20 protein-coding genes are annotated in these 21,823 nt (G+C 48.4%); 12 read left to right on the plus strand and 8 right to left on the minus strand.

What is annotated here, in order from left to right; genetic code table 11:
- Nucleotides 1-3: 3 nt before the first annotated feature.
- From EOE67_RS05540 to EOE67_RS05570, 7 genes are all read left to right on the plus strand, one after another.
- Complete coding sequence (locus EOE67_RS05540; protein WP_127698054.1) at nucleotides 4-330, plus strand: YbaB/EbfC family nucleoid-associated protein; 327 nt, start codon at nucleotides 4-6, stop codon at nucleotides 328-330.
- 42 nt (nucleotides 331-372) lie between these two features.
- Nucleotides 373-975 (plus strand): recombination mediator RecR, encoded by a 603-nt coding sequence (gene recR / locus EOE67_RS05545; RefSeq protein ID WP_127698055.1) that lies wholly within the window; start codon nucleotides 373-375, stop codon nucleotides 973-975.
- Nucleotides 976-1,207: 232 nt separating this feature from the next.
- A complete protein-coding gene (gene htpG / locus EOE67_RS05550; protein WP_127698056.1) occupies nucleotides 1,208-3,133 on the plus strand; it encodes a molecular chaperone HtpG in 1,926 nt (641 codons plus the stop codon).
- Nucleotides 3,134-3,622: 489 nt separating this feature from the next.
- Nucleotides 3,623-4,267 carry an adenylate kinase gene (gene adk / locus EOE67_RS05555; protein ID WP_127698057.1) on the plus strand — a complete coding sequence of 215 codons (645 nt, stop codon included), beginning with the start codon at nucleotides 3,623-3,625 and terminating at the stop codon, nucleotides 4,265-4,267.
- 195 nt (nucleotides 4,268-4,462) lie between these two features.
- On the plus strand, nucleotides 4,463-5,464 hold the full coding sequence (hemH, locus tag EOE67_RS05560) for a ferrochelatase (RefSeq protein WP_127698058.1): 1,002 nt from the start codon (nucleotides 4,463-4,465) through the stop codon (nucleotides 5,462-5,464).
- 2 nt (nucleotides 5,465-5,466) lie between these two features.
- Nucleotides 5,467-5,853: an MAPEG family protein gene (locus EOE67_RS05565; RefSeq protein ID WP_127698059.1), complete on the plus strand. Its 387-nt coding sequence runs from the start codon at nucleotides 5,467-5,469 to the stop codon at nucleotides 5,851-5,853.
- 4 nt (nucleotides 5,854-5,857) lie between these two features.
- Complete coding sequence (locus EOE67_RS05570) at nucleotides 5,858-6,640, plus strand: alpha/beta fold hydrolase (RefSeq protein WP_127698060.1); 783 nt, start codon at nucleotides 5,858-5,860, stop codon at nucleotides 6,638-6,640.
- A gap of 6 nt (nucleotides 6,641-6,646) precedes the next feature.
- Here the strand turns inward: EOE67_RS05570 and EOE67_RS05575 are convergent, their stop codons facing one another.
- Nucleotides 6,647-7,144 (minus strand): Hsp20 family protein, encoded by a 498-nt coding sequence (locus EOE67_RS05575; protein WP_127698061.1) that lies wholly within the window; start codon nucleotides 7,142-7,144, stop codon nucleotides 6,647-6,649.
- 168 nt (nucleotides 7,145-7,312) lie between these two features.
- A complete protein-coding gene (gene tpx, locus EOE67_RS05580; RefSeq protein ID WP_127698062.1) occupies nucleotides 7,313-7,924 on the minus strand; it encodes a thiol peroxidase in 612 nt (203 codons plus the stop codon).
- Between the two features lie 213 nt (nucleotides 7,925-8,137).
- Between tpx and EOE67_RS05585 the strand changes: the two genes are divergently transcribed.
- Both EOE67_RS05585 and EOE67_RS05590 read left to right on the plus strand, forming a co-directional pair.
- Nucleotides 8,138-9,118 (plus strand): response regulator, encoded by a 981-nt coding sequence (locus EOE67_RS05585; protein ID WP_240652724.1) that lies wholly within the window; start codon nucleotides 8,138-8,140, stop codon nucleotides 9,116-9,118.
- Between the two features lie 2 nt (nucleotides 9,119-9,120).
- Complete coding sequence (locus EOE67_RS05590) at nucleotides 9,121-10,101, plus strand: sensor domain-containing diguanylate cyclase (protein WP_127698064.1); 981 nt, start codon at nucleotides 9,121-9,123, stop codon at nucleotides 10,099-10,101.
- 249 nt (nucleotides 10,102-10,350) lie between these two features.
- Here EOE67_RS05590 and EOE67_RS05595 read toward each other — a convergent pair whose 3' ends face one another.
- The 4 genes from EOE67_RS05595 to EOE67_RS05610 all read right to left on the minus strand — a co-directional run bounded on the left by EOE67_RS05595 (nucleotide 10,351) and on the right by EOE67_RS05610 (nucleotide 15,989).
- Entirely contained in the window at nucleotides 10,351-11,883 is a 1,533-nt protein-coding gene (locus tag EOE67_RS05595) for a SpoVR family protein (protein WP_127698065.1), read from the minus strand.
- Between the two features lie 19 nt (nucleotides 11,884-11,902).
- Complete coding sequence (locus EOE67_RS05600; protein WP_127698066.1) at nucleotides 11,903-13,171, minus strand: YeaH/YhbH family protein; 1,269 nt, start codon at nucleotides 13,169-13,171, stop codon at nucleotides 11,903-11,905.
- Between the two features lie 24 nt (nucleotides 13,172-13,195).
- On the minus strand, nucleotides 13,196-15,118 hold the full coding sequence (locus EOE67_RS05605) for a PrkA family serine protein kinase (RefSeq protein WP_127698067.1): 1,923 nt from the start codon (nucleotides 15,116-15,118) through the stop codon (nucleotides 13,196-13,198).
- 286 nt (nucleotides 15,119-15,404) lie between these two features.
- Complete coding sequence (locus EOE67_RS05610) at nucleotides 15,405-15,989, minus strand: Fe-Mn family superoxide dismutase (protein ID WP_127698068.1); 585 nt, start codon at nucleotides 15,987-15,989, stop codon at nucleotides 15,405-15,407.
- 227 nt (nucleotides 15,990-16,216) lie between these two features.
- On the opposite strand from EOE67_RS05610, the gene EOE67_RS05615 reads away from it, so the two are divergent.
- Nucleotides 16,217-16,567, plus strand: coding sequence for a Grx4 family monothiol glutaredoxin (locus EOE67_RS05615; protein ID WP_127698069.1), 351 nt, complete (start codon nucleotides 16,217-16,219; stop codon nucleotides 16,565-16,567).
- A 105-nt stretch (nucleotides 16,568-16,672) separates the two neighbouring features.
- On the opposite strand, the gene rnt is transcribed toward EOE67_RS05615, so the two are convergent.
- Nucleotides 16,673-17,344 carry a ribonuclease T gene (gene rnt / locus EOE67_RS05620; protein WP_127698070.1) on the minus strand — a complete coding sequence of 224 codons (672 nt, stop codon included), beginning with the start codon at nucleotides 17,342-17,344 and terminating at the stop codon, nucleotides 16,673-16,675.
- Nucleotides 17,345-17,543: 199 nt separating this feature from the next.
- Between rnt and EOE67_RS05625 the strand changes: the two genes are divergently transcribed.
- Entirely contained in the window at nucleotides 17,544-18,419 is an 876-nt protein-coding gene (locus EOE67_RS05625) for a flagellar protein MotY (protein ID WP_127698071.1), read from the plus strand.
- A 14-nt stretch (nucleotides 18,420-18,433) separates the two neighbouring features.
- Here the strand turns inward: EOE67_RS05625 and mnmC are convergent, their stop codons facing one another.
- Nucleotides 18,434-20,326: a bifunctional tRNA (5-methylaminomethyl-2-thiouridine)(34)-methyltransferase MnmC2/FAD-dependent 5-carboxymethylaminomethyl-2-thiouridine(34) oxidoreductase MnmC1 gene (gene mnmC / locus EOE67_RS05630; RefSeq protein WP_127698072.1), complete on the minus strand. Its 1,893-nt coding sequence runs from the start codon at nucleotides 20,324-20,326 to the stop codon at nucleotides 18,434-18,436.
- Nucleotides 20,327-20,492: 166 nt separating this feature from the next.
- Between mnmC and fabB the strand changes: the two genes are divergently transcribed.
- On the plus strand, nucleotides 20,493-21,710 hold the full coding sequence (fabB, locus tag EOE67_RS05635; protein WP_127698073.1) for a beta-ketoacyl-ACP synthase I: 1,218 nt from the start codon (nucleotides 20,493-20,495) through the stop codon (nucleotides 21,708-21,710).
- Nucleotides 21,711-21,823: the final 113 nt, after the last annotated feature.

Genomic DNA, 21,823 nt, shown 5'->3' on the forward strand with positions numbered 1-21,823 from the left:
ATTATGTTTAAAGGTGGCATGGGTAATATCATGAAACAGGCGCAGCAGATGCAGGAAAAAATGCAGCGTGCGCAAGAAGAAATCGCCAAATTAGAAGTGACTGGCGAATCAGGTGCCGGCATGGTGAAAGTGACAATGCTGGGTAACCACAACGTGCGTCGCGTCAGTATTGATGACAGCCTGATGCAAGATGACAAAGAAATGCTGGAAGATTTAATTGCTGCAGCCATCAACGACGCAGTACGTCGGGTTGAAGAAACCAGCAAAGCAAAAATGTCGGGTGTTGCCGGTGGCATGCAGTTGCCGCCTGGTTTTAAAATGCCGTTTTAATGCGGCCTTCAATGACAGTAAACAGCTTCAGGATGAGATGGCATGGGTAAGCATACACCGCTGGTACAGCAGTTAATTGATGCTTTGCGATTGTTACCTTCAGTGGGGCCAAAGTCGGCGCAGCGCATGGCATATCAGCTGTTGGAGCGTAATCGCGAAGGTGGTATGCAATTGGCGCAAGTGCTGCAGCAGGCGATGCAAAAAGTCGGACATTGCCAGCAATGCCGTACTTTTTGCGAAGGCCAGTTGTGTCAGATCTGTACCCATCCGGTCCGTGGTCATAGTGCGGTCATGTGTATTGTGGCCAGCGCCGCCGATTTATATGCGATTGAACAAACAGGCTTGTTCGCCGGCCGTTATTTTGTATTACGTGGTCAGCTGTCACCGCTCGATGGCATTGGCCCGGCTGAGCTTGGCCTGGATCAACTTGCCAAACAACTGGCGCAAGGCCAGGTACAGGAAGTGATCCTGGCGACCAACCCCACGATTGAAGGTGATGCCACCGCTTTTTATATTGCGGAACTGTGCAAGAAACATCAGATCCAGGTATCGCGGCTGGCGCAGGGCATGCCGGTTGGTGGTGAGTTGGAATATGTTGATGGCAGTACGCTGTCGTATGCCTTTAGTGGCCGTAAGCCGTTTTAACCGACCAACAATTTTATCCAGATGATTCACCAGAGCCTGACGTTTCAGGCTCTTTTGACGCAACAACCAACTAATTTCCCCCCTTGAAACTTATGCCTTACTCCCCCATATAGCTGTCAGTTCAAAACCAAATTGGTTTTAAATTTTCGGGTACATCCCCTGCAACGCCTGCGGCACTCATGGGGTACCAGGGTGGCGTGGCTGGCGGTAATATTGATCACAGGAGCGGTAAATGACTGAAACAACTCAAAAACAAACGCATGGCTTTCAGGCCGAAGTAAAACAACTGCTGCAGTTAATGATCCATTCTTTGTATTCAAACAAAGAAATCTTTTTGCGCGAACTGGTTTCCAACGCTTCGGATGCGGCTGACAAACTGCGCTTTTTAGCCTTATCTGACAGTAGCTTATACGACAACGACGGCGATTTACGCGTGCGGATCAGCCTCGATGAAGCCGCCAAAACCATTATCATCAGCGACAACGGTATTGGGATGACCCGCGATGAAGTGATTAGTCACTTAGGCACTATCGCTAAATCCGGCACCAAAGAATTTTTCTCGCAATTATCCGGCGAAGCCAGCAAAGACTCACAGCTGATTGGCCAGTTTGGGGTTGGTTTTTACTCAGCATTTATTGTCGCCGACAAAGTCACAGTCCGTACCCGCAAAGCCGGTGCCGCTGCCGACAGCGCTGTGGAATGGGAATCATCAGGTGAAGGTGAATACACTTTAACGCCAATCAGCAAATCAAGCCGTGGTACCGATATTATCCTGCACCTGCGCGACGCCGAAACGGAATTCCTCGGTAAATGGAAAGTCGAAGGCATCGTTACTAAATATTCTGATCACATCTCTATTCCGGTACAAATGTGGGAAGAGGGCAGCGCTGAAACTGAAGGCGAAGACGGCGAAAAAGTTGCGGCAACTGAAGGTCACTGGAAAGTGGTCAACAAAGCCACTGCCCTTTGGATGCGTGACAAATCTGAAGTGTCAGAGACCGAATATCAGGAATTCTACAAGCACATTTCGCATGACTGGACCGAGCCATTAAGCTGGAGTCACAACAAAGTTGAAGGCAACAGCAACTATACCAGCCTGCTCTATGTGCCGAAAAAAGCGCCGTTTGATTTATGGAACCGCGAAGCCCGTCATGGTCTGAAACTCTATGTGCAGCGCGTGTTTATCATGGATGACGCTGAACAGTTTATGCCAAGTTACCTGCGCTTTATCAAAGGTGTACTGGACTCCAGCGATTTACCGCTGAACGTGTCGCGCGAAATTCTGCAAGATACCAAAGTGACGCAAAGCCTGCGCAAAGGCTGTACGTCACGCGTACTGAAAATGCTGGAAAAAATGGCCAAGGCTGAAGATCAAGCTGAATACCAGACCTTCTGGAATGAGTTTGGTCAGGTGATCAAAGAAGGCCCGGCTGAAGATTTCGCCAACAAAGATCAAATTGCTAAATTGCTACGTTTCGCCTCAACAAACAACGACAGCGATATTCAAAACGTTGGTTTAGAAGCCTATGTCAGCCGGATGAAAGAGTCGCAAAGCGACATTTATTACCTGGTCGGCGACAGCTATGAAGCGGTCAAACACAGCCCACATTTGGAAGTGCTGCGCAAAAAAGGCATCGAAGTATTGTTGTTATCTGATCGCATCGACGAATGGCTGATGCAACATCTGACCGATTTTGACGGTAAAAAACTGCGGTCGGTGGCCAAAGGTGGTTTGGATCTGAGTAAGTTGGATGACCAAGCGACCAAACAAGCACAGCAAGAAACTGAACAACAGTTTGCTGCGGTGGCGGCACGCTTTAAAGTTGCGCTGGGTGACCAGGTCAAAGACGTCAAAGTCAGTCATCGTTTAACCGACAGCCCGGCTTGTATTGTCACTGACGAGTTCGATATGAGCACGCAGATGATGAAGCTGATGGAATCGGTTGGCCAGAAAGTGCCTGAAGTAAAACCAATTTTTGAGTTAAACCCTGATCATCAGTTGGTGAAGCATATTGCCGACGTCCAGGACGAAAGCCGCTTTAAACAATGGGCCGAGGTTATTTTTGAACAGGCGCTACTGGCAGAACGTGGCAGTCTGAAAAATCCGGCTAGCTTTGTCACCCGCTTAAACAGCTTGTTGCTGGATCTGGCGAAGTAACAAAACTGCTGTTCCCGAATCGTTGTAAACGGACAAATCCGCGAGGCTTTGTCCGTTTTTTATTTGCAACAACCAGAACGGCACATTTTACTGCGACATTGCTTAGCTGCTTCGGATGATGGTTATTCATATCTGCATGATAAATAATCATAAATGATAAAATTAACCCCGCGTAAAAGCTGGTGCAAATTTCAGCAGTACAGCAAATTTATAGTTTGCCGGATCAAAACTCATCTGTCCGCTAAGGCTTATCACTGCTAGCACTTTGGTCGAATACAACTGGCTGTAACCTAAAGAAAACTATCAAAAAACCGCTGTTAAATAGCAAAGTTCAGGCAATCTGCTGATTTGCCATATTACGACCAAAGTAGCCTTGACTAATCTGATGAGCAGACATATGGCGACAAATTTCTTGTCTGATGACAGACATTGTGTAAAGATCCGTCCCTTACAACGATTGGATCAATCCCCAGCTACTCGAGGTTTTGTATGCGTATTATTTTGTTGGGTGCCCCAGGTGCCGGAAAAGGAACTCAGGCGCAGTTTCTGATGAGTAAGTTTGGCATCCCGCAAATTTCCACCGGTGACATGCTGCGTGCTGCAATTAAAGAGGGCACACCGCTTGGCGTCGCGGCAAAACAGGTGATGGACGCTGGTCAGCTGGTGTCAGATGATCTGATTATCGGTCTGGTGAAAGAGCGGATCGCAAAAGAAGATTGTGCCAATGGCTTCTTGTTAGACGGTTTCCCACGCACTATTCCGCAAGCCGATGCGATGAAAGACAACGGCGTGGTGGTTGATTTTGTGATTGAATTTGATGTGCCGGACGATGTGATCGTCGAGCGGATGAGCGGCCGTCGTGTCCATCCAGCTTCAGGCCGGGTTTACCACATCAGCTACAATCCACCAAAAGTGGCCGGTATTGATGATCTGACCGGTGAAGAACTGGTGATCCGTGAAGATGATAAAGAACAAACCGTGCGTAAACGGTTAGGTGTTTATCACGAGCAAACTGAACTGCTGGTCGGTTATTACCGTAACCAAGCCGAACAGGGGCTGACCAAGTACCATCATTTAGATGGCACCCAGCCGGTTGATTCAGTGAGTGCGCAGTTGTTGGCTTTATTGAGCTAAGTACTGGCTTAACAGCTTTGTTCCAGCTGCCTATTGAGAAAACCCACCACCTGGTGGGTTTTTTTACGCCTGGTTGCTGCCACTATCTGCATGGGCTTGGTGAAAAGTCGATGATCCACATCGCTTTATTTCGACATGCTGGTTCAAAACAACATGCTAAACTTCGCCACAGTTTGCTTTTAGAGAAGGTTTTTTATGACCCCCACTTTAACCTTACCATTGCAGCGATATGCGGTGGTGCTGGTCAATCTTGGCACACCGGACGAGCCGACTGTTCCAGCCATTCAACGTTATTTGCAGCAATTTTTGTCTGATCAACGGGTGGTCGATTATCCGGCGATTTTATGGCAGTGTATTTTGCGCGGGATTATCCTGCCATTTCGCGGCCGACGTGTTGCCAAACTCTATCAGTCGATTTGGTGGGATGAAGGCTCACCGCTGCGGGTGATCACGCAGCGGCAAACCAAAGCGCTGGGGAACGCCATGTTGATGGGCGGCTTACCGGTGCAGGTGCGTTACGCCATGACCTACGGTAACCCTTCAATAGCTTCGGTGCTGGACGAGCTGCGCGCCCAAGGCGTTGAACGTTTTTTGGTGCTGCCGCTGTATCCGCAATATTCCGCCACCACCACCGCCGCCATCTCCGATCAAATCAGCAGTTATCTGCAGCAACAACGGGATTTGCCGGAAATCCGCATGCAGAAGCATTATCATCATTTACCGGCATATCGCAGCGCGCTGGCCGGTTCAGTGCGCGCGCACTGGGCAAAACAGGGGCAGGCCGATGCGCTGCTGTTATCCTTTCATGGGATCCCGGAGCGTTTTGTCAGACTTGGTGACCCTTATGAGCGGCATTGCCGGGAGACGGCGGCCAATCTGGCGACTGATTTAGGTTTAACCGCAGAGCAAGTGCTGGTGAGTTTCCAATCTCGCGTCGGTAAAGAGCAGTGGTTACAACCATATACCGATCAGCTGCTGGAAAAGTTACCGGGGCAAGGTATTAAAAAGCTCCAGGTGTTGTGCCCGGCATTTTCGGCCGATTGTCTGGAAACGCTGGAGGAAATCGCGGTAGAAAACTGTGAAGTATTCCTGCATGCTGGTGGTGAAGACTATCAATACATCAAGGCGCTGAATGATTCGCCTTGCCATATTCAATTATTCCGGCAGCTGGTGCTGCAACAATTACAGGGGTGGTAACCATGACTTTAACCGTACTTCCATATTACGCTGCAGCCTTAGCGGTGATGTATGTGGTGTTAGCCGGGCTTGTGGTCAGGCAGCGTGTGAAGAGCAGAGTTGGCTTGGGCGATGGCCAACAACCGGCATTAGTCAAAGCAGTGCGGATCCATGGCAATTTCGCTGAGTATGTACCCTTATTGTTGATTTTATTGCTGGTTCTGGAAATTCAGGGCGCAGCATTGTGGCAGTTACATCTGGTTGGCGGTCTGACTGTATTCGGCAGAGTAAGCCACGCCATTGGTCTGACTAAAACCAGCGGAACTTCATTACCGCGGATGATTGGTATGATCAGCACTTTTATCGCTTTGTTAAGCAGTGCTGCATTTTTAGTGTTGGGCCAGGCTTAATTCGATGAAAATTGTCGGCCAAGGTCAGCCGGTATTGTTGTTACACAGCTCGCTGAGTAGCCACAAACAATGGTTACCGCTGGCGGCACAGCTTGGTGAGCAGTATCAGCTACTGCTGCCGGATTTGTTGGGTTATGGCAGCCAGCCGGTCGCTGAATTTCAGGCAGCCCCCAAACATCAGCTAGCTGTCGAAGCTGATGCGGTACTTGCGCAGATCCCGGCGGCAATACGCCAACAACCGATGCTGCTGATTGGCCATTCGTTTGGCGGCGCTGTGGTCTTACATCTGGCGCGTACCGGTAAAATTAAGCTCAAAGCGTTAATTCTGTATGAGCCAGTGGCGTTTCATTTGCTGGCGCATTCAGCAGATGCCGAGGCTATTAGGCTCACCGCTGAAGTGGTAGCGTTATCGCAGCAGATGCCCGATCTGCCAGCCTGGGACGCCGCACGGTTGTTTGTCGATTATTGGCAGCAACAGGATTATTTTCAGCATCTGCCAGCGCGAATGCAGCAACAGATGGCCGCACAGGTGTGGAAAGTACCGCAGGATTTCGCAGCGTTGATTGGCGAACCCGCCACGCTTATGGATTATCAGCAGATTAACTGCCCGATATTGCTGCTACGTGGGTCAGAAAGCCGGCGTTCAGCGTTATTCATTTCTGAGTTATTACAAGGGGTTTGGCCAGAGGCCAGCGTGAAGACGCTGCCAGCCGGTCATATGGGGCCGGTGGCAGCAGCAGAGTTAGTCAACGCCCAGATCCTTGAATTTATCCGGGCGCTTGATTAGGAGAAGTTAGCCGTTACTTGCGACTGTTAATGCCGCTGTTTCGCTATTGGCGGCGTTTTGCTGCGTCAATAAAGTTGACGGCTGGCCCTGACCAATATTAATCCGGCGTGGTTTTAACGCTTCCGGAACTTCGCGCACCAGTTCAATATGCAACAAACCGCTGTGCACATTGGCGCCTGTCACTTTGATATAGTCGGACAGCTGGAACTTGCGTTCAAAATTGCGCTCAGCGATGCCCTGATGTAAAAAGCGTCGATCTTCGGTTTTATCGGCTTTTTGCCCTTTGACCACCAACTTGTTGTGTTCGGTTTCAATCGATAATTCGTGTTGATCAAAACCTGCAACCGCCATGGTGATCCGATACTGATCTTCGCCGGTTACTTCGATGTTGTAAGGTGGATAAGCCGGTTGTTTTTCATTACGGGCAGCGGCGTCCATCAGGCCAGCCAGATGATCAAAACCAATAAAAGAACGGTAAAATGGAGTGAAGTCTAAAGTTGTCATCGCCAATTCCTCAATAAGTAAGCAAATTAGTTAACTCTGTAGTTAAACATGTAGTTAAACCTTTGATTAAAAAGGACTCTCCAATGTTGGACCAGTCCGTTTCAGGATCCTGTTCAGGCATCCTGCTTCATAAAATAAGGTCGGCGATGACAGTTTCAAGGGGAAAATTTAAGATTTTTTTGCAGTCACTGTTTTCAACGCAGTCAGTGCAGCAGCATAGTCAGGTTCTTGCCCTAAGCTGGGTACCAGCTGCTGATAGACCAGTTTGCCGCTGGGATCAATAATTAATACCGCACGGCTCAAAATACCCATGTCCTTAATTCTTAACCCATAACTGCTGCCAAAATCGCCCCAGACCGCGTCCGACAACACCAGTAATTTGTCGACTTTTTCCTGCACACAAAAGCGTTTTTGGGCAAAGGGTAAATCGGTAGAAATGGTCATCACCACCACATCAGCAGGCAATGCCGCCACTTCCTGATTGAATTTTTTGGTCTGAATCGAACAGACGCCCGTATCAAGACTGGGAACAACACTGAGTAGCACCGTTTTGCCACTAAAATCGCTCAGTTTGACCGCTTTGAATGCTTGATCAGCCACTTTAAAATCCGGAGCCTGTTGTTGCAGCACCGCCGCAGTGCCTAGCAATTCAATTTGCCGCTCACCCGCTTTAATGTCAGAAAGGCGGCTGGGTAAGCTTGCTGTCAAATCAACTGCCGTGGCACTGAAACTCAGCAGTAACAAGCCAATCGTAGCGGCACAGCATGACATTTTTTTCATTCGAGTTCTCCTTAGGAAACAACACAAGTGGCTTGGGAATTTAATCAGTAATTCAATCTGTTAAGCACTTAACGGCTGGTGCTGCGCAGGGATGTTTTTTATTCGCACTATCAAGATTTCAGCGCTACACTGAAAACTAACAATACGTGAATCAGGTGTCTAATGGTAGCTGCGGTTTTGATATGTGATGACTCAAATCTGGCGCGTAAGCAGATGGCACGTAGCCTGCCTGCCGAATGGCAAGAAAAAATTTCCTTTGCCGGGCACGGCCAAGAGGCGCTTGAAGTATTAAAGCGCCAGCCAATTGATTTGTTATTCCTCGATTTAAATATGCCAATCCTTGATGGGTACGAGGTACTCCAGGCCATTTCCCAACAAAAAATACCAGTCAAAGTGGTGGTGGTCTCTGGCGATATTCAACCGGAAGCCCGCGAGCGGGTGCTTGGTTATGGCGCACTGGATTTTATCCGAAAGCCGGTGGCGGCAGAAAAACTGACCGAAGTATTGCAGCAGTTTGTCTCAGCCCATAGTGCGGCCGACAGTAAACAAGTGATTGATCGCGCCATGAATGCCAATCAGCTGGCCGGCGATTTTGCGCTGGATCCCATTCTGCGTGATGTCTTTCAGGAACTCACCAACGTCGCGATGGGGCAGGCTGGTGATTTGCTGGCGCGGTTGCTCAAAGTATTTGTCAAACTCCCGATCCCGAACGTCAATGTGATAGAAGTTAGCGAATTGCATATGGCGATTGCTTCGGTGGAGCAAAAGCAAACCACTTCAGCGGTCTGCCAGGGCTTTATTGGTGGTGGTATTTCAGGTGAAGCCTTACTCATTCTGAATGATTCGAGTTTTGCCGATATTGCCAAACTGCTGAATTACACTGGCAAACTCACCAATAAAACCGAGCTTGAGCTGTTAATGGATATCGGCAATATTCTGATCGGTGCGGTGTTAAAAGGGCTGGCGGAACAAATTGATATGACCTTCAGCCAGGGCCATCCGGTGGTGCTTGGGCAACATGCGCCGATCAGTGAAATGATCAAAGCCAATGCCAAACGCTGGAAGCGCACGCTGGCAATTGAAATAAGTTATGGCATTGAAAACTATAATATTAATTGTGATTTATTACTGCTTTTTACTGAAGACAGTATTAAAACCATGAATTATAAAGTCGCATTCTTGTTAGAAGAGTAGTTATGTCACATATAAACTCAGATGTTTCCGAAGTACACTGGTTACTGGACATGTTCCAGACGGTAGATGTGGGTCTGGTGGTGTTAACCATCGACTACAAAATACAGGTCTGGAATGGTTTTATGGAAAACCATAGCGGTCTGACACCAAGGCAGGTGCGCGATCGGCATTTATTTGATTTATTTTCCGAAATTGATGAAGAGTGGCTAAGGCGTAAATGTGATCCGGTGATCCTTTTGAAAAATAAAGCTTTTACCATTTGGGAGCAACGGCCTTATATCTTCAAATTCCGCAATTACCGGCCTATCACCGGCTCTGCTGATTACATGTACCAAAACAGCACCATTTTTCCAATCACCGATGTGCGTGGTGTGGTGACGCATTTATGCATGATTATTTATGATGTGACCGATGTTGCCACCAGCCGACTGGAGTTGGAGTCGATGAACGGCCAGTTGCGGCAGTTATCAAAAACCGACTTTTTGACCGCGCTGAATAATCGTGGTCATTGGGAAGATGCGTTGACAACGGAGTTCAAGCGGCTTAAACGCAGCGGTCATCGCAGCGCCTTGTTGATGTGTGATATCGACCATTTCAAGCGCGTCAACGATACCTTTGGCCATGCGGCGGGTGATGCGGTGATTAAAGAAGTGGCGCAGGCAGTGAAGAAAAACCTGCGTGAAACGGATGTCGCTGGTCGTTATGGCGGCGAAGAATTTGCGGTGCTATTAGTTGATACCACTGAAGATCAGGCGATGTTTTTCGCTGAACGTCTGCGAAAAACCGTAGAGAATCTGGCCATCGAGTACAATCAGCAATTACTTCGGGTCACGGTGAGTGTCGGTATTGCTGAGTACCACAGCAGCATGTCGGAACACCGGAACTGGATTGAAGCGGCCGACAAAGCGCTTTACACCTCTAAAGCCAATGGCCGCAATCAGGTCACTTTGTGTCAGAGTGCAGAGCAATTGTCGGCTGGCTGATATTGATGGTCGAGTCGACAACTTTAGTCGTTAGCGAGTACCAGTCACTTCGGCGACTGGTATTTTTTTCGGTACGTGAATAGATAAGTTCTTAGAATTCGAGGAGGTGAGGAAGCAGAGTTAAGCAGACCTTCTGCGGCATGGACGCCGCAGATGAGCCCCCAAGGACGGGTTTACGGCGAGTCTGCGTAGTCTGCTTCTTCATCTCCTGTATTTTCGTTTACATCTGCAGATTTTACAGATACCTGACTAATTCGGCACCATCAACAACTGCCGTACCGTATTGTCCTCGTTCAGTTGCTCCAGCCTGACGGTAAAACCCCAGAGCCGGTGCAAGTGTTTCAGTACCTGGTGATAACTATCAGCCAAAGGCACCCGTTTATTTGGTACAAAGCGCAGTGTTAACGAGCGATCGCCACTGACGTCGACATTCCATACCTGAATATTGGGTTCAATATTGCTCAGGTTATACTGGGCAGACAGCATTGAACGAATGTGTTGATAGCCTTCGTTATTGTGAATAGCCGCCACCTCCAGCGAATTTTCTTTATCGTCATCGACGATGGCAAACAGGTGAAAATCGCGGATGATTTTCGGTGACAGGTACTGGCTGATAAAACTCTCATCTTTAAAGTTTTGCATCGCAAAATGCATGGTTTCCACCCAGTTGCTGCCGGCAATATCAGGAAACCAGAGTTTATCTTCGGTTGTCGGCTGTTCACAAATGCGCCTGATATCACAAAACATCGCAAAACCAAGGGCATAGGGGTTAATGCCGGAGTAATACTTCGAATTGTACGGCGGCTGGAACACCACATTGGTATGGTTATGCAGTACTTCCAGCATAAATTTGTCGGTGACGAAACCTTCACCATATAAATGCTGCAAAATGGTGTAATGCCAGAATGTGGCCCAGCCTTCGTTCATCACCTGGGTTTGTTTTTGCGGGTAAAAATATTGCGAAATTTTACGCACGATCCGCACAATTTCCCGCTGCCACGGTTTTAATAAAGGTGCATTTTTTTCAATAAAATACAGAATGTTTTCCTGCGGCTCTGCCGGGAAATGCCGTTCTTCGGCTATTGCTTGTTGGCCTTTATTCGGAATGGTTTTCCACAGCTGATTAACTTGCGATTGCAGATAACTTTCCCGATCCTTTTGCCGGCGCTGCTCTTCGTCCATCGAAATTTTTTGTGGTCTTTTGTAGCGATCCACGCCGTAGTTCATCAGCGCATGACATGAATCGAGAATATCTTCCACTTCGCTGAGGCCGTATTTTTCTTCACAATCACTGATGTATTTTTTCGCAAATACCAGGTAATCAATAATCGATGAAGCGTCGGTCCATGTTTTAAATAAGTAATTGTTTTTAAAAAAAGAATTATGACCATAACAAGCATGCGCCATCACCAGCGCCTGCATGGTAATGGTGTTTTCTTCCATCAGATAGGCAATACAAGGGTTGGAATTAATCACAATTTCATAGGCCAGCCCCATAAAACCACGTTTGTAGTTCTGCTCGGTCTGGATGAATTTTTTGCCATAAGACCAGTGGTTGTAACCCAGCGGCATGCCCACGCTGGAGTACGCGTCCATCATTTGTTCGGCAGTGATAATTTCAATTTGATTCGGGTAATAATCGAGTTGATAAAATTTGGCCACCCGTTCAATTTCGGCCTGATATTGGGTTAACAGGTCAAAGGTCCAGTCCGGACCATCTGACAGTGGCGTCACGCTTGGTGCAGCCGTTGATGCTAATGCGGTTTTCGGCTTGGCGGTCATCCTGCACTCCTTGATGATGTTAAGCAGCTTGTTTTTTAAACAAGGTTCGAAACACCGGATAGATGTCACTGACCTGACGAATTGGCTGGATCGCAAAGTTATCAAAGCCAGCTAACAGCTTTTCGTATTCCTGCCACAGACTTTGATGTGGCCGTTGGGTGATTTCGATATAGGCGTAATAACGCACAAACGGCAGTAGCTGTTCGGTCAGCAAAGAGGCACATTGTGGGCTGTCATCGGCCCAATTATCACCATCCGACGCCTGCGCCGCATAGATATTCCATTGCGTCGGGTCGTAGCGGTCTTTGACAATCTCGGCCATCAATTTGAGCGCACTGGAAACAATAGTGCCGCCGGTTTCCTGCGAATAGAAAAACTCCTGCTCGTCGACTTCTTTGGCCTGAGTATGATGGCGGATATACACCACATCGACGTTTTTATAGCTGCGGCTTAAGAACATATACAGCAATATATAAAAGCGTTTTGCCATATCTTTGGTCGCCTGATCCATTGAGCCGGATACGTCCATCAGACAAAACATCACCGCTTTACTGGTCGGCTCCGGTCTTTTGGCGAAGTTTCGAAACCTTAAATCAAAACTATCAATAAAGGGCACTGCGCCAATGCGCCGTTTCAGTTCCAACACTTCGGTGCGCAGCAACTGCAGTTGATGCTGGTCGGGTACTGCATCCTGCTCCAGCAGGGCAATTTCTTGTTCCAGTTCGTGTAACTGTTTTTTCTTGCCGGCACTCATGGCGATGCGTCTTGCTAACGAGCCTTGCAGCGAGCGCACAATATCGATATTGCTCGGCACGCCTTCTGAGCGATATCCCGCACGGACATTTTTGTATTGCACCAGCTTATCCAGCTGATTTTTCTTCAGATTTGGCAGTTCCAAATCTTCAAACAGCAGATCTAAATATTCATCTTTGGAAATCGAAAATACAAATTCATCTTCGCCTTCACCATCCTGGCTGGCTTCGCCCTGACCAGAGCCGCCGCCTTGTCCACCCAAAGGACGTTTGATCCGATCACCCGGGCTGAACTGATCGTTGCCAGGATGGATCATTTCGCGATGGCCGCCTTTGCCCTGATGAAAAAATGGCTCAGTGATATCACGGCCAGGAATCGTCACCGACTCGCCACTGTCGATATCGGTGACGCTGCGTTTACTGATCGCATCGGAAACCGCTTGTTTAATCTGATGCTTATAACGCCGGATGAACCGTTGCCGGTTCACCGCGCTTTTGTTTTTGCCGTTCAGGCGTCGATCGATAAAATGCGCCATAAAACCTCCGGCTGACCCTTAGCATCACTGCGATTTCCGTACCCGCAAGTACCACTCAGACAACAAGCGGACCTGTTTGCGCGTATAGCCTTTTTCCATCATCCGATCGACAAAATCATCATGTTTTTTCTGATCGTCGGTCGAGGTTTTGGCATTAAACGAAATCACCGGCAGCAACTCTTCGGTACTGGAGAACATCTTTTTCTCGATCACAGTGCGCAGTTTTTCGTAGCTGGTCCAGGTTGGGTTTTTGCCATTGTTTTTGGCTTTGGCCCGCAGCACAAAATTCACAATTTCATTGCGAAAATCTTTCGGATTGCTGATGCCGGCTGGTTTTTCGATTTTCTCCAGTTCTGCATTAAGTGCGGAGCGGTCAAACAACTGACCGGTTTCCGGATCGCGGTATTCCTGATCCTGGATCCAAAAATCGGCATAAATTACATAGCGATCAAAGATGTTCTGGCCATATTCAGAGTAAGATTCAAGATAAGCGGTCTGAATTTCCTTGCCGATAAACTCGACATATTTCGGAATGAGATAACCTTTTAAGTGCTCCAGATACCTCTCGGCGACATCGGCGGCGAATTGTTCGCGTTCAATTTGTTGCTCCAGCACATAAAATAAATGCACCGGGTTGGCCGCAACTTCCGTGCTGTCGAAGTTAAACACCCGCGATAAAATTTTAAAGGCAAAACGGGTGGAGAGTCCGGTCATGCCTTCGTCGACGCCAGCGTAATCACGATATTCCTGATAGGATTTCGCTTTGGGGTCGGTGTCTTTTAAGCTCTCGCCGTCATAGACCCGCATTTTTGAATACAGACTGGAGTTTTCCGGTAGTTTCAACCGCGACAGCACCGCAAATTGCGCCAACGAGGTTAAAGTACCAGGAGCGCAAGGGGATACTTTTAACTCACTGTGTTCCAGTAGTTTTTCGTAAATTTTTACTTCTTCCGACACGCGCAGGCAATAAGGCACTTTTACGATATAAACCCGGTCTAAAAAGGCTTCATTGTTTTTGTTGTTGCGAAAGGTTTGCCATTCCGATTCATTGCTGTGCGCCAGAATAATGCCTTCAAACGGCAGCGCCGCCAGGCCTTCAGTGCCGTTGTAGTTGCCTTCCTGCGTTGCAGTCAGCAGTGGATGCAGCACTTTAATCGGTGCTTTAAACATTTCCACGAATTCCATCATGCCCTGATTGGCACGGCATAACGCGCCGGAATAGCTATAGGCATCGGGGTCATTCTGGGCGAAATGTTCGAGCTGCCGGATATCGACTTTACCCACCAGCGAGGCAATATCCTGATTGTTTTCATCACCAGGTTCGGTTTTGGCAATGGCAATCTGATCCAGAATGGATGGATATTTTTTGACCACTTTAAATGCGCTGATATCGCCGTTAAATTCATGCAACCGTTTGCTGGCCCAAGGCGACATAATGGTTTTTAAGTAGCGTTTTGGAATGCCGTATTCTTGCTCCAGAATATTGCCATCTTCATTTAAGTCAAACAGGCACAGTGGGCTGTCATACACCGGTGAGCCTTTGAGATAATAGATCGGCACTTGCTGCATCAGCGATTTCAGCTTTTCTGCCAGTGATGATTTACCACCACCGACCGGCCCCAGCAAATAGAGGATTTGTTTGCGCTCTTCCAGGCCTTGTGCCGAATGTTTTAGGTAGGCGACAATTTGTTCAATGGCGTCTTCCATGCCATAAAACTCAGAAAATGCCGGATAACGGGCAATCACCCGATTGGAGAATAAACGACTTTGTTTTGGATCCTGAGCGGTATCAATAAACTCGGGAGAACCAATCGCCATCAATAGCCGCTCGGCCGCGCTGGCGTAACAACTTTTGTCACCTTTACACAGCGTCAGGAATTCAGAAATACTGTATTCCTCTTCCCGCGCGGCTTCGTAACGTGACTTGTAGTGCTCAAAAATACCCATATGCACCTCCGCAACCTTGTCATAAAAACATGAGACTGAACCGGTGTTATGTTTAAAGGTTAGACAGTAAAATCTGGCTTCGCCCAGCTAATTGACAGAATTTTATGAAATTTTCGACAAACGGCGATCTGAGACAGCCTGAAGCGCAAGTGGCTTCGTCGACAGCGCAACAAGCTTAGTTGAAGCGAGGGCAAGGGGAGTAAAAACAACAAACCCGGCATAGGGCCGGGTTTGCAAAGCTGGCAACTAAAAGTTACTCAGCCAACAACGACTTTAAAGTCGCCAATTACTTGGCAAAGTTTGCCGCAGCAAAGTTCCAGTTTACCAGCGCCCAGAAGGCGTTCAGGTACGTTGGACGGGCATTACGGAAATCGATGTAATAAGCGTGTTCCCACAGATCCACAGTCAGGACTGGTGTCACTGAACTGTCGGTCAACGGTGTACCGGCGTTGCTGGTGTTGACGATGTCTAAAGTACCATCGGCTTTTTTCACTAACCAGGTCCAGCTTGAACCGAAGTTGTTGACTGCTTTGTCGTTAAAAGCGGTCTGGAACGCCGCGAAAGAACCCCACTTGGCGTTGATAGCTTCTGCTAAAGCACCCGTTGGTTCGCCACCGGCATTGGGTGCCAGGCAGTGCCAGTAAAAAGTGTGGTTCCAGATTTGCGCGGCATTGTTGAATACCGGGCCTTCTGATGCTTTGATAATATCTTCCAGCGATTTGCCAGCGTGCGCAGTGCCTTCAATCAAAGAATTCAGTTTCACGACGTAAGCGTTGTGGTGCTTGCCATGGTGGTAGTCCAGAGTTTCTGGGGAGATATGTGGTAATAACGCATCTTTTGCGAACGGTAATGCTGGTAATTCAAAGGCCATTTCTAATTCTCCACTGACGTTGTTTATGGTGTCTGCATCGCGTAGCCTACAAAACCTGACTAAAATACTCAAGTTATACCTGAGTACCAAACCGGCTTTAACGCCCGTGATGTTGGTTTTATGCTAGGTTTTATTTTTGGGGCAGATCTTGAAAACTCAAGTGGCTGACCTCAAATCCTCTGGTAAAATGATTTAACTTTTTTTGTGCTGTAAGGCAGAGGCTCACCATGGAAACGATCGACAAAATTAAACAACAACTGACAGATAACCCAATTATTCTGTTTATGAAAGGTTCACCAAAATTTCCAAGCTGTGGTTTTTCAGCGCAGGCTTCACAAGCGCTGATCGCTTGTGGTGAACAATTCGCTTATGTCGACATTCTGCAAAACCCGGATATTCGTGCTGAACTGCCAAAATACGCCAACTGGCCAACCTTTCCACAATTGTGGGTAGAAGGTGAATTGGTCGGTGGTTGTGACATTATGCTGGAAATGTTTCAACGTGGTGAATTGCAGCCGCTGATTAAAGAAACTGCTGCGAAATTCAAAAAACCTGAAGATACGCAGCCTGCTGAATAAATCACGCAGTGGTACGCAACAAATGAAAAAAGCAGCCAAGGCTGCTTTTTTGCTATTTAAATCATGTATTTGATCTTCATAAAGCGAGTAAACCGACAGTGCTGATCATTCCGCAGCGATGTCTTCCGGCTCATCATTGACGGTGCCAAGGAAGGGCGGAGGCCAGCCGCCTAAATTTTGCCAGCGATTGACGATATGGCAAAACAGTTCTGCAGTGCGTTCGGTATCATATAAGGCGCTGTGGGCTTCTTTGTTGTCAAAAGCAATACCAGCCGCCTGACAAGCTTTTGCCAGCACGGTTTGACCTAACGCCAGCGCTGCCAACGTGGTGGTATCAAAAGATACAAAAGCATGAAAAGGCGAACGTTTAATGCTGTTACGCTCAACGGCAGCGTTTAAAAAACCTTGGTCAAAAGCCGAATTGTGCGCCACCATCACCGCGCGTTGACAGCCGGCATCTTTTTGCGCTTTTCGCACTGCTTTAAAAATCTCGGTCAGTGCTTCGCGTTCAGACACGGCACCCCGCAGTGGATTAAATGGGTCAATGCCGTTAAAAGCTAATGAGCTAGGATTTAATATTGCGCCTTCAAAGGGCTCAACATGGAAGTGCAGGGTTTGGGCGATCTGCAGTTGACCTGAATCATCCATCGTCAGCAAGGTAGCGGCAATTTCTAATAAGGCGTCGGTTTGAGCGTTAAATCCGGCAGTTTCGACGTCGATGACGACGGGATAATAACCACGGAACCGTTGAGAAAGTAATGTTGACGCTTGAGTCATGGGTAAACCTGCAGGCCAGTCGGGCGGGCAGTATGCCAAAAAAAAACAGTTTCGTCTTGTCGCGGCACAGCCTTTGCAAGAAAAAATAATCAGAGTCTGCAGCCGACATTTATGTCAAGTTCCCGACCGATAAGTCCTAAAGACTGCCAGAATAGTTAGATAGCGTCAGCACTCCCCTGGTTGCGACGCAGGAGGCCCAATGAAATTTAAGCAAACTCTGTTATTGGGTTTAGTGCTGGTGGCAACAGCCAGCCAGGCGCGCATGAATATCCGGCAATATGCTGCCACGATCGAACAGGCGAATTGGGCCGTGACCAATGCCAGCGCCTTAAAATGTGAACTCAGTCACAACATTCCAAATTTTGGCGAAGCGCGATTTAGTAGCCTCGCCAACAAAGAACTGAATCTGTTATTTGAATTAAAAATGACGCGGTTACCAGACGATTATGGCCTGGCCAAAGTGATGTCGGTACCGCCGCAGTGGCGTGCTGGTGAAATTGCCAAACCCATTGCAGACTTGGCCATCCTGAAACAATTTGACGGTGGATTACCAAAAAAAGAAGCCTGGACTTTGTTAACCGAGCTGGAACAAGGATTTAGTCCAACCTTTTATTTTTCCGACTGGCACAGCCCCTTTGATCAGGTGGCGGCGGCCATCAATCCACTGCGTTTTTCCGAGCCATTCCAGAAATTTAATCAATGTATGACGGGGTTGTTGCGGTTTACCTTTGAAGATATTGCGATGACGGTGCTGAACTATCAATCCAACAGCGACGAGTTAACCCGCGAGTCGCAAGCCAGATTGGATCAAATTGCTGAATATCTGAAACACGATAAAGCGCTGGCTGGAGTAACGATTGATACGTTTACCGACAGCTATGGCGGGCGTTGGATTAACGAAGAGTTGTCACGCAAGCGTGCTGCAACTTTAAAAGCGTTTTTTGTCAGCGCCGGGGTGGATGAAAAACTGGTCAAAACCGAAGGCTTCGGCGAAAAACGCCACGTCGCGCCGAATGAAACCAGCCGTGGTCGTGGCACCAACCGCCGCGCTGTGGTGCAACTGGCGAAGTTGTAAATCGCCTTGGCGCGTTATGATTGCTCGAATCGTCGAGGTGACACCAAGGCTGCTAATTCCACCGGTAGCGGTGTTGGTTCACCACAAAGCTCAGCGGCGAGCTGTTCGGCAAGTATAGGCGCGAACAATAAACCGCGGGCACCAAGTCCGCCAAATACCACGGCTTTATTGGCAAGGGAGCCAGCCAGCGGTAAATGATCGGGGATGGTTGCCCGCACGCCGGCTTTGGCGGATATGACTTCGGCATCGTTAAACCAGGCCGGTTGCTGCAAAACCTTATTCACCAGCGCCAAATTAGCTGCGTTATCTTCTTCCAGTTCAATCGCTTGCTGACGACTACGGTCAAAAGTCGCACCCACACAATGTTCGGCTTGTCCGCTAAAGGCTACTGCCGCAGGTGTGATATAGCCTTGATGACAGATAACCGTTTGTAGTCCCGCCATACCTTCGCTGTGCAGATGACTGACTTGTCCGCGCACCAGATTCACCGGCAGCTTTGAGGCCATCGGTAGTGTTGCGAGTGCCGCACCGGTTGCCAGGCAAAGCTGCTTGCTTTGATGTAAACCTTGGCTGGTCTTGAGTTGCCACAAGCCGCTGCTCTGTTCAAAGGCTGCATCGTGCAGTTCACAATCAAAACTCACCGTAAAACCAGCTTGTTGCAGTAAGTACGTTAATGCCGACTGACAAAACAGCTGCGGTGCAATCCAGCCGCCTTGCGGAAAAAACAATCCTGGAAATGGCAGCGTCACGCCTGCAACTTCGCTGGCTTGCTGTTGGGTCAAAGGTTGCAGCAACGTTTCGGTAAAGACCGGTTGCTGGCTGATTTTCTGCTGCCGTAAGGCAAGTTGATCGGTGCAGGCTAAGGTCAACACACCACAGAAATCATGTGGAAATTCAAAGTTTTGCTTATGTAGGCGTTGGTAAAAACGACGTGCAAAACCAAAAGCATGGGCATGCAATGCCGACACCGCACTAAAAGTACTTTGTAATTGCGGGTATAAGGCGCCCTGGCGGTTGTGCGAAGCGCCGTTGGCGATCTCTTTATCTTTACAAATCAAATGCACTTTTTGACCGCGGTTGACCAGCGCCAATGCCAGGCAAATTGAAGCCAGGCCACCACCGGCGATGAAAATATCTGCGGCTGTTCCCGTGGCTGGCACGGCTGCAGCTGCTGACGCTGGCGCGGCGAAAGTCCCGACACTCATTTCGCGCTTGCGACCATAACCTTTGATTTTTTTGACCTGAAAACCAACTTCACTCAAACCACGGCGCACCAAACCGGCACTGGTAAAAGTGGCTACAGTACAGCCTGGTTTACTCAAGCGCGCCATTTGGCTGAACAATTCCGGTTGCCACATTTGTGGGTTTTTACTGGGCGCAAAGCCATCGAGGAACCAGGCATCTGCCTGATTGCGCAACGACAATTGCGGCATTGAGTCATGCACATCACCCAACCACAAGTCGAGGATCACTTTGCCGTCGTTAAGCTGTAATCGATGGCAACCCGGCAGCGCGGACGGGTATTGCGCCAATAGTTCTGCTGCCAGTGGCGCCAGGGTTGGCCATTGTGTTAACGCCAAAGTTAAATCGGCATGGGTAATTGGATATTTTTCAAAGCTGCTGAAATACAAACGCTGGCAGCGCATGGCGGGAGAGGCGGCCAAAGCTTGTCGAAAATTGTGCCAGGCCAGTAAAAAATTTAGACCGGTGCCAAAACCGGTTTCAATAATATGGAAAAATTCGGCAGGATGTTGCAACCAGCGTTCGGGCAAGCCATTTTGCCGTAAAAACACATATTGGGTTTCTTCCAGGCCACTTTCATTGGAAAAATAGACATCACCAAACAAGTCGGAAACCGGCGTGCCTTGGTCGTTGTAGTGAATTTGCGCGGATTGAATGGCTTGCATGAAATGGCTCTGGCGAAAAAAAATCGGCACAGTTTAACCTGATTGTCATTTGGATAGATAATAGTGTACAACTGTGCGCTGAAATTGGACCAGTTGCTACGGAAAAGTCCGTACAATGGCTTTCATTAACATATAGCATCGTAGTTTGCAGATCTCAGGAGTCAGAATGAAAAGAGCAGTAATCACCGGATTGGGCATTGTATCCAGCATCGGTAACAATCAGGCTGAAGTGTTAGCCTCGTTAAAAGCTGGCCGCTCAGGTATTACCTATTCACAGGAGTTTGCTGATCTGGGATTGCGTTCGCAAGTCTGGGGCAATATCAAATTAGACCCGAGCGAACTGATTGATCGCAAAGCCTTTCGTTTTATGGCCGATGCCGCAGCCTTTTCTTACATCGCGATGCAACAAGCGATTGAAGATGCCGGTTTAACCACCGAACAAGTGTCGCATCCGCGCACCGGTCTGGTCGTTGGCTCTGGTGGTGCATCTTCCAAAGTACAGGTGGAAGCGGCCGATATTCTGCGCGAAAAAGGCGTAAAGCGCGTTGGCCCTTATGCCGTACCAAAAACCATGGCCAGTACTTGTTCCGCTTGTCTGGCAACGCCGTTCCAGATTAAAGGCGTCAACTATTCCATTAGTTCGGCCTGTGCTACCAGTGCCCATTGTATTGGCCACGCCGTAGAGCTGATTCAGCTTGGCAAACAGGACATTATTTTCGCCGGTGGTGGTGAAGAAGTGCACTGGACCTTAGCGATGGAATTTGATGCGATGGGCGCGTTATCGACCAAATACAACGAAACGCCGGAACTGGCTTCCCGCACTTATGACGCCAACCGTGATGGTTTTGTCATTTCCGGTGGTGGCGGTATTCTGGTGATTGAAGAGCTGGAACATGCTTTGGCCCGTGGCGCAAAAATCTACGGCGAAGTGGTTGGTTATGGTGCTACTTCAGACGGTTACGACATGGTGGCACCCAGTGGAGAAGGCGCAGTGCGTTGTATGCAAATGGCAATGCAGGGCGTAGGCGCGACCATTGATTACGTGAACACCCACGGTACCAGTACCCCGGTTGGCGATGTGAAAGAACTTGGCGCTATTCAACAAGTGTTTGCCGGTAAATCACCAGCGATCAGCGCGACCAAAGCGATGACCGGTCATGCCTTAGGCGCTGCCGGTGTGCACGAAGCGATTTATTCATTGCTGATGATGGAGCACGGTTTTATCGCGCCATCGATTAATATCGGTGAACTGGACGCAGCTGCTGAAGGTTTGAATATCATCACAAAGCCAACAGAAGCTAAGCTGGAAACTGTAATGTCAAACAGCTTTGGTTTTGGCGGCACCAATGCCACTTTAGTGATGCAAAAGTATAAAAAAGCATAATAAAAAAGTATAAAAAGTATTGCGGTTAATTTTAACCGATACGAGTTGCACTTTAACAATGCCACCAAGCGGTGGCTTTGTTATTTCTGGCAGTCTAGAATGCGGTCACTTTT

This window comes from Rheinheimera riviphila, from assembly GCF_004005945.1.
Taxonomy (GTDB): Bacteria; Pseudomonadota; Gammaproteobacteria; order Enterobacterales; family Alteromonadaceae; genus Pararheinheimera; species Pararheinheimera riviphila.

Bases quoted from the DNA above. Each gene is read 5' to 3' on its own strand.
- hemH (WP_127698058.1), top strand. From the start codon at position 4,463: ATGACCCCCACTTTAACCTTACCATTGCAGCGATATGCGGTGGTGCTG.
- EOE67_RS05615 (WP_127698069.1), top strand. From the start codon at position 16,217: ATGGAAACGATCGACAAAATTAAACAACAACTGACAGATAACCCAATT.
- mnmC (WP_127698072.1), bottom strand. From the start codon at position 20,326: ATGCAAGCCATTCAATCCGCGCAAATTCACTACAACGACCAAGGCACG.
- tpx (WP_127698062.1), bottom strand. From the start codon at position 7,924: ATGAAAAAAATGTCATGCTGTGCCGCTACGATTGGCTTGTTACTGCTG.
- EOE67_RS05585 (WP_240652724.1), top strand. From the start codon at position 8,138: ATGGCACGTAGCCTGCCTGCCGAATGGCAAGAAAAAATTTCCTTTGCC.
- recR (WP_127698055.1), top strand. From the start codon at position 373: ATGGGTAAGCATACACCGCTGGTACAGCAGTTAATTGATGCTTTGCGA.
- EOE67_RS05575 (WP_127698061.1), bottom strand. From the start codon at position 7,144: ATGACAACTTTAGACTTCACTCCATTTTACCGTTCTTTTATTGGTTTT.
- EOE67_RS05600 (WP_127698066.1), bottom strand. From the start codon at position 13,171: ATGGCGCATTTTATCGATCGACGCCTGAACGGCAAAAACAAAAGCGCG.
- EOE67_RS05605 (WP_127698067.1), bottom strand. From the start codon at position 15,118: ATGGGTATTTTTGAGCACTACAAGTCACGTTACGAAGCCGCGCGGGAA.
- EOE67_RS05540 (WP_127698054.1), top strand. From the start codon at position 4: ATGTTTAAAGGTGGCATGGGTAATATCATGAAACAGGCGCAGCAGATG.
- EOE67_RS05610 (WP_127698068.1), bottom strand. From the start codon at position 15,989: ATGGCCTTTGAATTACCAGCATTACCGTTCGCAAAAGATGCGTTATTA.
- EOE67_RS05625 (WP_127698071.1), top strand. From the start codon at position 17,544: ATGAAATTTAAGCAAACTCTGTTATTGGGTTTAGTGCTGGTGGCAACA.
- EOE67_RS05570 (WP_127698060.1), top strand. From the start codon at position 5,858: ATGAAAATTGTCGGCCAAGGTCAGCCGGTATTGTTGTTACACAGCTCG.
- EOE67_RS05565 (WP_127698059.1), top strand. From the start codon at position 5,467: ATGACTTTAACCGTACTTCCATATTACGCTGCAGCCTTAGCGGTGATG.
- htpG (WP_127698056.1), top strand. From the start codon at position 1,208: ATGACTGAAACAACTCAAAAACAAACGCATGGCTTTCAGGCCGAAGTA.
- rnt (WP_127698070.1), bottom strand. From the start codon at position 17,344: ATGACTCAAGCGTCAACATTACTTTCTCAACGGTTCCGTGGTTATTAT.
- fabB (WP_127698073.1), top strand. From the start codon at position 20,493: ATGAAAAGAGCAGTAATCACCGGATTGGGCATTGTATCCAGCATCGGT.
- EOE67_RS05595 (WP_127698065.1), bottom strand. From the start codon at position 11,883: ATGACCGCCAAGCCGAAAACCGCATTAGCATCAACGGCTGCACCAAGC.
- EOE67_RS05590 (WP_127698064.1), top strand. From the start codon at position 9,121: ATGTCACATATAAACTCAGATGTTTCCGAAGTACACTGGTTACTGGAC.
- adk (WP_127698057.1), top strand. From the start codon at position 3,623: ATGCGTATTATTTTGTTGGGTGCCCCAGGTGCCGGAAAAGGAACTCAG.